This window comes from Nocardioides sp. NPDC047086, assembly GCF_040643685.1.
Lineage (GTDB): Bacteria > Actinomycetota > Actinomycetes > Propionibacteriales > Nocardioidaceae > Nocardioides.
In genome coordinates, this window is sequence record NZ_JBEYUV010000030.1 from 1 (window position 1) to 12353 (window position 12353).

General features: G+C 70.1%; 11 protein-coding genes. 6 read left to right on the forward strand and 5 right to left on the reverse strand.

Annotated features, from left to right (window positions below):
• Together ABZ796_RS20055 and ABZ796_RS20060 are read left to right on the forward strand one after the other, a co-directional pair.
• A partial coding sequence (locus tag ABZ796_RS20055; RefSeq protein WP_357339221.1) for an HNH endonuclease signature motif containing protein occupies positions 1 to 756 on the forward strand: 756 nt, incomplete at its 5' end.
• A gap of 64 nt (positions 757 to 820) precedes the next feature.
• Positions 821 to 1204 (forward strand): hypothetical protein, encoded by a 384-nt coding sequence (locus ABZ796_RS20060; protein WP_357339223.1) that lies wholly within the window; start codon positions 821 to 823, stop codon positions 1202 to 1204.
• Between the two features lie 181 nt (positions 1205 to 1385).
• On the opposite strand, the gene ABZ796_RS20065 is transcribed toward ABZ796_RS20060, so the two are convergent.
• From ABZ796_RS20065 to ABZ796_RS20085, 5 genes are all read right to left on the reverse strand, one after another.
• The gene (locus tag ABZ796_RS20065; protein ID WP_357339225.1) at positions 1386 to 2147 is read right to left on the reverse strand and encodes a hypothetical protein; all 762 of its coding nucleotides are present in this window, start codon (positions 2145 to 2147) and stop codon (positions 1386 to 1388) included.
• Positions 2144 to 5074: a metallophosphoesterase gene (locus ABZ796_RS20070; RefSeq protein WP_357339227.1), complete on the reverse strand. Its 2931-nt coding sequence runs from the start codon at positions 5072 to 5074 to the stop codon at positions 2144 to 2146. The genes ABZ796_RS20065 and ABZ796_RS20070 overlap by 4 nt, the downstream gene beginning before the upstream one ends.
• Before the next feature lie 108 nt (positions 5075 to 5182).
• Positions 5183 to 6040 (reverse strand): hypothetical protein, encoded by an 858-nt coding sequence (locus ABZ796_RS20075; RefSeq protein ID WP_357339229.1) that lies wholly within the window; start codon positions 6038 to 6040, stop codon positions 5183 to 5185.
• A 4-nt stretch (positions 6041 to 6044) separates the two neighbouring features.
• Positions 6045 to 6701: a hypothetical protein gene (locus ABZ796_RS20080; protein WP_357339231.1), complete on the reverse strand. Its 657-nt coding sequence runs from the start codon at positions 6699 to 6701 to the stop codon at positions 6045 to 6047.
• Between the two features lie 111 nt (positions 6702 to 6812).
• Entirely contained in the window at positions 6813 to 7643 is an 831-nt protein-coding gene (locus ABZ796_RS20085) for a LysR family transcriptional regulator (RefSeq protein ID WP_357339232.1), read from the reverse strand.
• 107 nt (positions 7644 to 7750) lie between these two features.
• Between ABZ796_RS20085 and ABZ796_RS20090 the strand changes: the two genes are divergently transcribed.
• From ABZ796_RS20090 to ABZ796_RS20105, 4 genes are all read left to right on the forward strand, one after another.
• A complete protein-coding gene (locus tag ABZ796_RS20090; protein ID WP_357339233.1) occupies positions 7751 to 9007 on the forward strand; it encodes an MFS transporter in 1257 nt (418 codons plus the stop codon).
• Between the two features lie 25 nt (positions 9008 to 9032).
• The gene (locus ABZ796_RS20095) at positions 9033 to 9863 is read left to right on the forward strand and encodes an alpha/beta hydrolase (protein ID WP_357339235.1); all 831 of its coding nucleotides are present in this window, start codon (positions 9033 to 9035) and stop codon (positions 9861 to 9863) included.
• Between the two features lie 172 nt (positions 9864 to 10035).
• Positions 10036 to 10443 (forward strand): hypothetical protein, encoded by a 408-nt coding sequence (locus ABZ796_RS20100; protein ID WP_357339236.1) that lies wholly within the window; start codon positions 10036 to 10038, stop codon positions 10441 to 10443.
• Positions 10440 to 12350, forward strand: coding sequence for a caspase family protein (locus ABZ796_RS20105; RefSeq protein ID WP_357339237.1), 1911 nt, complete (start codon positions 10440 to 10442; stop codon positions 12348 to 12350). The genes ABZ796_RS20100 and ABZ796_RS20105 overlap by 4 nt, the downstream gene beginning before the upstream one ends.
• Positions 12351 to 12353: the final 3 nt, after the last annotated feature.

Sequence of the window (12353 nt, forward strand, 5' to 3'; positions counted from 1 at the left end):
CAGACGACCCCGTTCGTCGGTGCGGGTGCCGAAGAAGGCCAAGCCGTGCTCGCGCTGGGCTACCTCGACGGGGTCCTCGACGCCGCCGACGCCCTAGACCTCGAACAAGCCGTCGCTGCGATCGCGCACGGACTCCTCGACCAGGACGGCTACGCCGATGCGAGCCTCGACGTGCGCCGAGCGGCCGCGCTCGGGATCCTCGCCCGCGCCTACACCTCAGGATCCCTCGACGGCGTCCCCGGGATCGCCCGAGTCGTCGAGCTGGTCATCCACACCGACACCCGCGACCTGGCCGGCACCGGCCTGGCACGCCTCGCGAACACCCGTGGCCTGGTCAGCATCGAACGCCTCGAACAATGGGCCACCACCCCCGGCACCATCATCAACCCGATCATCGTGGTCGACCTGACCGAGGACATCGAGACCGCCGGCTACGTCCCGACCACCCGCCAGCGCCGCCAAGCCGCACTGCTCCACCACAAGTGCTCCTTCCCCTACTGCCAAGCCCGCGCCGAACGCTGCGACCTCGACCACCGAACCGCCCACGCCGACGGCGGCAAGACCAGCAGCCACAACCTCACCCCGCTGTGCCGACAACACCACCGGATGAAGACCCACCACGGCTGGACCTACCACCGCATCCGAGCCGCCACCTACCGGTGGCACAGCCCCCACGGCTACCAATACCTGGTCAGCCCGACCGGCACCATCGACATCAGCAACGACCTCGACCCACCCCTCACCCTCGCCGCCTGACGAGGCGTACGGCCATTCCTGTGATGCCAGCCAATCGAGCAGCGCCACGAGCTACGCTCCAGGAATGGCAACGCTCCAAGACGTCGCCCGGATCATCGGTGAGCTGCCCGAGGTCGCCGAGGGCGAGCGCCACGGACACCCGACCTGGTCCGTACGCGGCAAAGGGTTCGCCTGGCTGCGCCAGTTCAGCAAGGCAGACCTCAAGCGATTCGGCGACCAGACCCCGCCCGCCCAGCCGATCCTCGCGGTCAACACCGCCGATCTGCACGAGAAGGAAGGCGTCCTCGCCGCCGGCATCGACGGGGTCTTCACGATCCCTCATTTCGACAACTACCCCGCCGTGCTCATCGAGCTCAGCGTCATCGAGGCAGGAGACCTCCGGGACCTGCTGATCGACGCCTGGCTGGCGGCCGCCCCGGCTGACCTGGCAGAGGCGTTCGACGGTTGATCAGTGCGCCAGGCGCATGCCCAACGACTTGGGCGCCGTCTCCACGAATCCCATCGATTCGTACAGTCGGCGTCCCGGCGCGTCAGCCATGAGAGTCACATACGCCCCTGCTGGCGCGGCCGACTTCGGCGTCAGTCCCGAAGCGGCCCTCAGATGCAAGTCGTCCTGCCGGTGCCGTTTGCTAGCGGAAGACCGATCGAACGTGGTCGGGTAGCCCACGAGCGGCTTCTACCGCGGACGCGAGCTCATGCGGCTTGAGATTGCCCTGCGCGAGCGCCTGGAGCCCTCCTCCCATGTCTGCGACTCCGCCGAGGATTCCGGCCATCCCTCGGAGCCGGCGCGTGGTGAGGTCGGGGCCGAGCTCGAGGATGCCCGGGAGCTGGGTGACCCAGTCGTTGGCGCGCAGGGCGACGGAGAGCGCTGTGATGATCAGGTCTTCGACCTGCGCGGGCGCGATGTTGTGCCGAGCTTCACCGACCACGACGTCCGCGACCATCCACTGCCGGCCGCCGCCTGCGTCGACCGTGAGCAGGAGCCTGCGGCTGAGATCGCCCGACGTACTGGCTTCGAGCATTCCGTAGATGTCGGGCCAGTCTCTCCTCAGAACGCCGGCGAGGGCATCGCCGTGGTCGCGACCCGACAGTACGTGGAACAGGGACTCCGGGGCGCCGTCGATACATGCCGCCAGCAGCTCGAAATCCGTGCCGACGACCGGCATGCGGTTGATGCACCACCAGGAGTCGATCGGGTGGCCTTCGCGGTCGGAGCAGCGGCCGACGATCTCAGCGAACCAGGGGAATGAATGCAGGTTGATGCCACCTTCGATGCGGGTGACATCGCCCCGCGGTTCGTACTCGCCGAGTGCGACGAACTGGAACCGCGGCATGCCCGGCGCATCTGGAGACAACAAGATGGGATCGCATACGCTGTCGCGTCGGTTCACGTCGACCTCCTGAACGTTTGGCGTGATGGCGTCTGTGGGGCAGGGTCCGTGAGGCTGATCCTCGCCACCTCGTCGATCTCGACCGGCTGGTCGCCACGTACGCGATGGATCTTGACGACGACCTCGGTGGGTGAGGTCTCGAACTCGAGGAAGTGCTTGAAGAACGGCGGCTCGTCCAGCGAGTAGATCTCGGAGACGAACCTCTGGATCGGCCCGAACGGCGGGTTCAGGCCGGGGAAGGCGATCTGGGCGCGACGCTTGGTCCGCCAACCGACGCCCTCGACCACTGCGGGTCGGCCACCGGTCCGCTTCTGCTCGGCCTCGATGATGGAGGTCGCGTCAGCCTCGCTGATGAAGTCGTAGTGCGTCGGGCCGCCCTGGCGGTAACGGGGACGCATCCACGCCCCGGGGTCCACGATCAGCGAGTGGGCACCGAGGAACACCAGATGGGCGAGGACGAGCGCGGCGCCGACCGCGACGGCGGTGACGAGGGCCGCGCCCACGGCCACGACGGGCCACCACGTCATGAGCTCGTTCACGAGATCACCGGGCGAGTCGAGGCCCGGTACGTCGAGCAGACCGGGCGCAGCCGACCCCAGCAGGAGACCACCGACGACCAGGATGGCGATGACCACCAGCGGCATGTACAGCAGCTCGTGCTCGCGTCGCAGCCAGTCGAGGACCAGCAAACCGATCGCGGTGATCGCGATGAGCGCCGGCAGGGCGAAGGCGGTACGCATGGAATCCGAGTCGACGGCGTCGGCGACCCACCACCAGAGCGCCAGCATCACGGGCGCCGCCAGGAACACGAGAGGCTGAACCAGCCAACGCCGCCAGCCGAGCCACGCCCGCGCCCGGCGTACGGGCTCGTTGCGCAGGTGGCGGGTGAGAGCATCCGGGGCCAGCGGCACCGCAAGAAGCACTGCCGCGATCGCCGCCAGCAGGACGAGCCCGATCAGGCCACCGACGAACAGCACGGTCCAGCCCTCTCGGCTCAGCACCCGCACCATCTCGCCCGAGACGACGGCCGCCTGCGCGAGCGAGGCCCACACGACCGAGCGCTCGAGCCAGCGCGCGGCGCTGTCGCCGTCGACGTCGTCGACGATCCGTCGCCGCCACCCGACGGTCGCCACGACGGCGTACAAGCCGACCGCGACGACAAGGAACCAGGGCACCATACGTCCGTCGTCCGAGCCGCGCTCGGCCAAGGCCCAGGGCACCAGGGCCAGAGCCGCGAGAGCCACCAGCACGCATGCGAACGCGACGTGATGCCACCCGGGAACCTGCTCGACCGGGTTCCACCATCTCGACCAGCGCAGGCACCAGGCGTTGAGGCAGATCCACAGCGTGCTCGACCCGAACAGCACGAGCAGTGCTCCGGCCGCATCAGGCAGGTAGTGGTGCAGGAACAACGTCGCCAGCGCCCCCGCGACCAGCCCTTCGAGACGCAGGAGGAGGCGGCGTCCGAAGAGGCTGTGCCCGGGAGGCTGCGGCAGCTGGTGCAGCAGCACCATCACCATCATCGCGGCGATGGCCACACCCGCGGGACCGACGCGCACGATCTGGTCCCCCAGCTGGAGCTCGCGGCTCCACCCGGTGGTCGCGAGCCACCGGCCCAGGACCACTCCCCCGCCGAACAGCACGACGGTCAGCAGCAGCCGCCAGATGCTGGGGACCAGCTGCTGGGCGAAGTACGAGAGCGACTCGGCCGACCCCGGGAAGAGCTTGGTCGGCCGAAAGTCCATGTCGGCTCGCGCGTCCGAGGTGGCCGTACGGATGGGATGGGTGGCATGGGTGTACGCGCCGCCACCACCGCTGACGATGTGCCACAGGCGGTCGCGCGAGCTGCCCGGGCTCTGCGGGTCGTACACCTGGAAGTTGTGCGTGTCACCGCCCAGCGTCGCGACGTAGCGGCGCTTGCGCTCGGCCACGAGGTCGTAGACGGTCTTGCCGGGTCGTCCGGACACCTCACCCTTGCGGCGCTCACCGTTGACGAGCAGCGGCTTGCCGGTCATCAGGATCTTCGGTATCTCGCCAGGCAGCGAGCTCAGCCAGTCGAACTGCGGGCCGTCGATGGTCCCGTCGATGCCGGTGTCGATGCACACCAGGTCCACGTGCTCGGTCTGAATGACGAAGTACGGCCCTGGCTGCAGCCGAGCCTCTGGTGCCGGCCGGCCGTCGTCGGCCGGCTCTCCCCACCGCGCCGGCGCGGTGGTGCCGGCCGGTTCGCTGGGGGTACGCCACATGCTGCGCCCGAAACGGTCCCCGATCAGCTGCCGTCGCCCGAGCGTGTCGTCGAACGACGGCGCCAGGAGATCGCTGGGCCAGGTCGGCGGCTCCTCCGCCGCGTACAAGAACTGGTGGGCGAAGCCGTAGAGACCGTCGTACCAGTCGTGGTTGCCCGGGATCGCGTAGACCGGGACGCTCTCGGGAAGCGCGAACCTGTCCCGTACGTCGACGGGCGCCCTGAGTCCCTCCACCCGGTTCGACCGGTACGGCTTGTAGAAGCCGTCCACGTAGTCGTTGACGTTGCCCGACGGGTAGATCACGTCGCTCAGAACGAGCACGAAGCCGGCTTGTCGCTGTTCCACGTGCCCATTCCGGTCCAGGTGCTCGGCCGCGGCTCGCGCCAGAGCGGGCGCGACGACGTACTGGGACGGGTCCTGCTCGCCGGTGTCGCCGATGACCAGGAACCTCGAGACCCCCGGGCGGCGGATCGTCAGGTCGTCGTCCTTCTTCGTCCAGTGCGCACGCAGGTTCTCGACGAGCCCCTGCGTACCTCTGCCCAAGATGTCGTTGACCGAGTCGATCAGGGAGCGTGCGGTGACCCAGGAGAGGCTGTTCCACTTGGTCGGGTCGCTGCGCAGGTAGACCTTCGTACGACCCCAGTCCTCGCTCCCGGTCTCGGTGCCATCGCCCTGAGCCATCGACATCCCCTCTACAGGAAGGACCCCGGTCGGCACGGACCCGCGCGACCGCATGCAACAGGTGTAGACAGAACCCCGCCCGGCGGGTCGGTAGCGCGAGCCGACTACTCAAGATCCGGTACGCGGACCCGGTGGGGAGTTCCGGAACTGGAACTGGACCTGCACGTCGTCGTCGAGCCGGACCAGGATCGTGGTGCCACCGGGGCTCCAGGTCTCGGGCACCAGGAACATCCGGTCATCGCCCTGGATCAGCAGCCTCAGCCGCCAGTAGCGGTAGCGGTAGCCGTCCTCACCGGTATCAGGGCGTGCGGCCTCCTCGACTCCCGCACTGGCCGGGATGTAGAGCCGCTCCCGGGTGTCGAGGACGACGCTGGGCAGGCTGCGCAGGTTACGGGCCTGCTCCATCGCCAGGCCACGGCCGGTCCACTGCGCGGTCGTGGCCGTCGCCCACACCACACAGGCGGCCACGCCCACCCAGAGCAGCACGATGCGAGGCTCGAGCGGGCCGCGAAGCCGCAGTGCGTACGCCACCAGCGCCGCGCCACCGCCGAGCAGGACCGGCGCCACCAGAGAGTAGTAGGCCCAGCCACCGACGAAGGAGAACCCCGCCAGCAGCAGCGTTCCGGCCGCCAGGAGGACCAGCCCGGTGCCGAGGACGGCCGTGACCACCCGACCGAACCAGCTCTTGGTGGCATGTCGGCGGACCCAGTGGTGGAAGGCCACCACCGCGACGCCACCGAACGTCAGGACCAGCATCGGGGTCAGCAGCGGCTGCGGACTGCGCATGACGTACGCGCGGGTGCTGAGCCCGATGACGTCGACGTCGAGGCCGAAGTAGTCGTACTGGGCGCGGGCGGCGACGTACCCGAAGTAGAACAGGACGGCGCTGATCACGGTCACCGGCGCGACGAAGCTCGTCGCCAGGCTCACCCAGCGGTCGATCCCCGACGACGGTGTCTCCGGCATGACATCAGCCGGACTCGGTCGTATCCGTGGCGTCCTCCGAGTCCTCCGACTCCTCCGACTCCAAAGGGTCGGTCGGGTCCGCCGACTCGGTGTCGACCTCCGGCGCATCCAAGGTCACCTCGGTGTCGCCGCCCTCGATGTCCTCGAGCTCGCAGGGCTCGGCCGGGCAGGTCATCTCACCGCTGAGCCGGAGCACGGCGTCCTCGCCCTCCTGCTCGTCGGTCCACGGAACCAGGGAGAGCATCGCGACCTTGCAGTTCAGCGAGTCGGCGGTGAAGACGAAGCCGTCCAGGCAGGACTCACCGTCGCAGGCCGCGTCCGCCGGCTCGAAGACCGCCGGATCGACGGCGTAGTCGGTGACCCGGACGGAGACACCCTCGGGCATCGACGGATCGTTGCCGCTCGGCCACAGCCAGCTGACGTCGCCGCAGACCACGCCGGGCGCGCCGTCGAGCGGGTACGACCCGCCGCCGATCGGGAGCGTCGGCACGGCCACCACCGGCTCGTCGGGATCGGTCGGGTCATCAGGATCAGGATCCACCTGCCCGCTCGTCGCGGAGCTCGCATCGGTCGGGTCCACCTCCGACCCTTCGTCGGCCGAACCGCAGGCGGCGAGAAGCAGCAGTGCGCTGGCGATGACAGCGAGGAGTGAACGACTCATCCACATGATCAACACCTCCCGAGAACAAGGAGGTACGGCTGCGCGCCCATGATACCGCTCGCCGACCTGACCGTCATCGCCCCGATGCGACCTCCGCGACGTGCTGGTCGATCAGGTGCTGAGGAGCAGGGCGCCGTCGGGCACCGCCATCCAGCCCTGCGCGTCGGACAGCCTGCGCGCGCTGCGTCTGAGCACGTCGAGACCGGGGTGGTCGAGATCCGCACGCCAGCGCATCGTCCAGGGGAACAGCGCGACGGGTTCGATGAGCGGGCGCGTCACGAGGCCCTCGAGCGGCGGCTGGCTCTCCAGGGCCAACCCCGGCGCACCGTGCAACCGCAGGTGCGCGCCGAGCTCGGCGCCGCCGAGGACATGGGGATGCCCGTCGGTCGGGTCGACACCGTACGGAGCGAGGAGCTGGCCCATCGCGTGGGTCCATGCGGGAGTCACGTGGTCGCCCGAGCGCGTGCACACGCGAGCCGTCAGGAGCGCCTCGAGCGGTACGGCATCGAGCGCGGTGAGCTCGTGGTCGTCGGGGAGGAGCACGATGACCCGCTCGTGACGTACGGCCTGCTGACGCGGGGTCGAGGCGCCATGCGGGGTGGCGCCGAAGCCGATGTCGGCCGCGACCAGCGTGTCCGCCGATCCGCCGCCGTAGCGGACGATGAACTCGATGTCGGGGGCTGCGCGCAGGGCGCGGTCGTGCAGCGCGATGAGCTCCCGCGCCCGGTCCACGAGACGCCGGCCCTCCGACGTGAGCGCGACGCGGCGCGAGGAGCGGTCGAGGAGACGGACGCCCACCACGTCCTCGAGCCGGCGGACGTCCCGGCTGAGCGCCTGCTGGGCGATGAAGAGCCGGTCGGCCGCACGCCCGAAGTGCAGCTCCTCCGCGACCGCCACGAAGCGGCGGGAGCCTGATCTCGAGGTCGCCTGCCACGGGCTCATTGTGTCCCGTGGGCGAGGCGGGCGACAGCGGATCGACAACAGAAGTGCGTCGATCGGTGCTTCACCGGTGTTGGACGTACATCCGAGGCCGCGAGGAACCTGGGGGCATGTCCTCCTCGCTCCGATCCCTGCGCAATGTCACCGCGCTGCACGGAAGCGTCGGCATGCTCACCGCGGTCTGGGGCGCGGGGCTTCCGGTCCTCGACGCCCGAGCCGATCTCGGCCCCACGCGCCTCGGGATCCTGCTCCTCACCCTCGCGCTGGGCGCGGCGGTGGCGATGCCGCTGGCGGGACTCCTCGCCCACCGCTGGGGCGACGCCGCCGTGCTGCGCGTCGCCCTCCCCACGGCCGGGCTCGTGCTCGCCACGATCGGCGCGATGCCCACAGCCGAGCCGATGATCGCGCTCGCTGCCGTCTTCGGGCTCTGCTGCGGTGGCATCAACGTCGGGCTCACCTCGCAGGCGACGGCCGCCGAACGCGCGGCGGGACGACCCGTGATCGCCCGGATGCACGGATGCTGGACGCTCGGCGCCGTCCTCGGGTCCTCGGCACTGGCAGCGGCGCTCCGCGCCGGCGGCGACGGCCTCCTGCTCCTGCCTGCCTCCGCGCTGAGCGTCGGCGCCCTGCTCACCCTGCTGGCGCTACGGCTCCCGGCCGGTCACACCGACACCGACCCGGTCGCTGCGAGGGATCCGAACGCAACCGCTTCTCAGGGACCGACCCGCGCGATGAGCCCCGTGCTCCTCGGCGCAGGTGCCGTGGCGGCCGCCGCCTTCGTGGTCGAGGGTGCCGCGACCGACTGGGCGGGCATCCACACCACACGCGTCCTCGGCGCCGAACCCGCCGCAGGAGCGACGATGTACGCCGTCTTCTTCGCCGCGATGACCGCCGTCCGCTTCGCCGGAGACCGTCTGCGCAGCACCGTCCTCGCGCCGACCCTCGTGGCGTCGGCCGCCGCGACGACGACGCTCGGGTTCGTACTCGTCCTCCTCTCCCCCGTCGTCCCCGACGTCGCCCAGGTCGCGGTCGCCACCGGCGGGTGGGCGCTCGCCGGCGCGGGCACGGCCCTCGTCTGGCCGATCGTGATCGGCAGCCTGGGCGCCGCCCGGATCGATGCCCGGCGGCTCTCGCTCGTCACCACGATCGGCTATCTCGGCGGGTTCGTCGGGCCCGCTCTCATCGGCGGGCTCGCCGCAGGAGTGGGCCTGGCCGGCGCGATGGTGCTACCCGCGGCGCTGACGGTCGTGCTGGCTGCGACCGCACCGCCCCTCGTCTCGCGGCTCCTGCGCCTGGCGCCGCCCCGTGCCCCCGCCGTCGCGTTCGACCCGCCCCTGCTCACCCACTCGACCACCCGTGCGGATTGACCGCACCGAACGAACAGGAATGCCCATGTCCGAATCCAGGATCGTGCTCACCGACCCGACCACCGCCCTGATCGACCTGCCCGAGACGCGTTTGCACTACGAGCTGCGCGGATCCGGGCCCGCTGTCGCGCTCGTCGGGTCGCCGATGACCGCCGAGGAGTTCGCCCCCTTCTCCGATGTGCTCGCGGCCGACCACACCGTCCTCACCCATGACCCACGCGGCCACGGCGCGAGCGTCCTGGCCGATCGGTCCGTCGGCTCCACACCGGAGCAGCGCGCGGACGATCTCGCCGAGCTCGTACGTCGCACGGACCTCGGACCCGTCGCGATCCTCGGGTCCAGCGGCGGTGCCGTGACGGCGCTCGCCTTCGCCCAGCGTCATCCCGAGCTCGCTACGACGATCGTGGCACATGAGCCGCCGCTGCTGGAGCTCCTCGCGGACCGGGAGGAGCAGCGCACGCTGACCGACAGAATGCGGCGTCGTCACGCCGACGGCGACGTAATCGGCGCGTGGGGCATGTTCTTCGATCAGGCAGGCATCGCCGTGCCGAGCGGCATGCTCGAAGCCATGTTCGGCGGCAAGCGCAGCTCGAGCGCTCTGGCCGAGGAGGCGTTCTGGTACGCCGACGAGCTGCCGGCGACCGTGCGGTGGGAGCCGGACGTGGACGCGCTGCGACGCGGTCCGCGGATCGTGCTCGGCATCGGCGAGGAGTCGGCCGGACAGCTGTGCGAGCGTACGACCGAGGCGCTCGCCGCGCGGCTCGGCCTGAGCGCCCTCCGGTTCCCCGGTGACCACACGGGTTTCGTGGACCATCCGGAGTCCTTCGCCGCGCGGTTGAAGGCAGTACTCGCCTGACCGGATCCGGCCTCCACCTGTCGATCGATCCCCTGGATGAGCGATGCCCGCGCGTCCAGGACGGCCCTACAGTGCGGTTCATGAGCGTTGTCATGCTCACGGGCGCGTCCGGGTTCCCCGGTCTCCACATCCCCCAACGCCTGCTCGATCAGGGCCAAGGGAGGTGCCGAGGATGAGTCGCCAGATGACCATCACGATCCACGATCCTGACGTGGATCGTCTCGACGAGCTCAGCTCCGTCTTGCGCCGGGAGCTTCTGGACCTCGGCGTCGATGATGTCGAACGCGCGAGCGCGGGCGAGGCGCCACCCGGCACCCGTGGCGTCGACGTCGCAGCGATCGGGGTCCTGCTCGTGGCCTTCCAGGAGCCGCTGGTCGCAGTGACCGCCATCGTGGGGGCGATACGGGGATGGATGTCCTCTGCTCGCGGGGCCCAGGCGGTCGAGCTCACCATCGGCGACCAGACACTCAAGATCGACTCCGCGTCACGGGAGCAGCAGGATCGACTCATCGACGAGTTCGTCGCAGCCCTGCACGGCTCAGGGGAAGCCGAGCCACCTGCTTCCTCGCCCGTGCCATGACCACGGGTCGGCGCAGCGCACTGGTGGTGGCGAACGACACCTACCACGACCAGCGGTTGAGCAGGCTTCGTGCGCCCGCCACCGACGCCGAGCAGCTGGCAGGCGTCCTTCGGAACGCCGAGATCGGGGGCTTCGAGGTCGAGGTGTCACTGAACGAACCGGAGCACGTGGTCCGCCGCAAGGTCTCGAGCTTCTTCGATGACCGCGGGCTCGACGATCTCCTCCTGCTGCATCTTTCGTGTCACGGGGTGAAGGACGAGGACGGGCGGCTCTACTTCGCTACGCCGGACACCGAGGTCGACCACCTGGACGCCACGTCACTGCCCGCGGACTACGTGAACAGACAGATGACGAGGAGTCGATCCCGGCGCATCGTGCTGCTCCTGGACTGCTGCTACAGCGGCGCGTTCGCGCGCGGGATGATGAACCGCGGCGATGAGCGCATGGACATCATGGAGCGTTTCGATGGTCGCGGGCGGATCGTGCTGACGGCGTCGAGCGCGATGGAGTACTCGTTCGAGGGCGACCAGCTCGCCGGCCAGGGCAAGCCGTCGGTGTTCACCTCGGCCCTGGTCGAGGGTCTGGCCACCGGGGAGGCGGACCGGGATCGTGACGGTTTCGTGTCGGTCGACGAGCTGTACGAGTTCGCCTTCGACCGGGTGCGGGCCGTCACCCCGTCACAGACTCCGGGCAAGTGGGTCTTCGACGTGCAGGGAGACTTCTACATCGCCCGCAGCAACCGCCCACCCGAACCGGTGGACCTGCTGGCCGACCTGCGTGCCGCCGTCTCGAGTCCGTTCACCAACGTACGTCTCGGTGCGGTGGAGGAGCTGGCCGCGCTGCTCGACGACGCGGACTCCGCTCGCGCCGCCGCGGCTCGCACGGCGCTGGACGATATCGCCGAGCACGACACCCAGCGTGTCGTCCGAGCGTCGGCCGAACGAGCTCGCAGGCCCGCCGAGGCCTCGCCACCGCCGCCACCGCCGCCGGCAGCGCCGGAGCAGCCGACGGCCGTGCCACCCCTGGCTGACACACCCCCGCCGGCGGCCGAAGCCGCTGTCGCGCGCGATCCCGAGCACGACCCGCGGCCGGTGGCGGCTACCGAACCTCAGGCCCCCGCGTGGGTACCGGCCGTCGCATCGATGGCTGCCGTGGGGCTCCTGGCCGCGGTTCCGTTGCCGTTGCTGGCCGAGACCACGACGTCCTGGAACTCGTTCGCTGTCGTCACGCCGTTCGAGGTAGCGCTTGCCGCCCTTGCTCTCCTCCTCGCGGCGGGCCGGCTCCGCCGTCACCAGCTGGCCACCGCCACCGCAGCAGGACTGTTCGTCGTGGTCGGGGTCCTCATGAGCGCCGCCGGCATCGGACTGGTGAAGTTCTCCCTCGAGGACATCCGCGGCATCGGTGTTGCTCTGAGTCTTCTTGTCGTGTGCGGCGGAGTGGGGGCTCTCGTGGCAGGCCGGGCGTGCTCGAGCGTGTCGTCGCGGGACCACGACCTCGGTCCAGTCGAGCCTGTCTGGCTCGTATCCGCCATGGCGGGCGCTGGACTGGCCGCCCTCGCGCTGTTCCTCCCCTACGACGGCTTCAGCTCGCTCTGGACGGAGGTCGAGGAAGGCGTGAGCGCCGAGTACATCTTCGAGCCAGCGGCAGCACTCGGTTGCCTGGCCCTCGGCATCCTGTCTCTTTCCTCCCGGCGTCGGTTCGCCACCGCCGTCCTGATCTCTGCCGGTGCCCTCACCGCAGTCCACTACGTCGGCGTCGTCATCGCGGCCTGGCAGGCGATCGGCGAGGAAGGCGAGGTGCGTTCCGCCGGGTGGGTCGGCATTGCCGGGGGCCTGCTCGTCGCCTTCGCTGCATGGCAGGTCCAGCAGTCGCTGACACGGGGCGCCGCTGGGTCTGGCACAACCTGACCA

What these genes read in the sequence shown, in the direction of transcription:
- ABZ796_RS20060 (WP_357339223.1), top strand. Translation starts at nt 821, where the DNA reads ATGGCAACGCTCCAAGACGTCGCCCGGATCATCGGTGAGCTGCCCGAG.
- ABZ796_RS20070 (WP_357339227.1), bottom strand. Translation starts at nt 5,074, where the DNA reads ATGGCTCAGGGCGATGGCACCGAGACCGGGAGCGAGGACTGGGGTCGT.
- ABZ796_RS20075 (WP_357339229.1), bottom strand. Translation starts at nt 6,040, where the DNA reads ATGCCGGAGACACCGTCGTCGGGGATCGACCGCTGGGTGAGCCTGGCG.
- ABZ796_RS20080 (WP_357339231.1), bottom strand. Translation starts at nt 6,701, where the DNA reads ATGAGTCGTTCACTCCTCGCTGTCATCGCCAGCGCACTGCTGCTTCTC.
- ABZ796_RS20085 (WP_357339232.1), bottom strand. Translation starts at nt 7,643, where the DNA reads ATGAGCCCGTGGCAGGCGACCTCGAGATCAGGCTCCCGCCGCTTCGTG.
- ABZ796_RS20090 (WP_357339233.1), top strand. Translation starts at nt 7,751, where the DNA reads ATGTCCTCCTCGCTCCGATCCCTGCGCAATGTCACCGCGCTGCACGGA.
- ABZ796_RS20095 (WP_357339235.1), top strand. Translation starts at nt 9,033, where the DNA reads ATGTCCGAATCCAGGATCGTGCTCACCGACCCGACCACCGCCCTGATC.
- ABZ796_RS20100 (WP_357339236.1), top strand. Translation starts at nt 10,036, where the DNA reads ATGAGTCGCCAGATGACCATCACGATCCACGATCCTGACGTGGATCGT.
- ABZ796_RS20105 (WP_357339237.1), top strand. Translation starts at nt 10,440, where the DNA reads ATGACCACGGGTCGGCGCAGCGCACTGGTGGTGGCGAACGACACCTAC.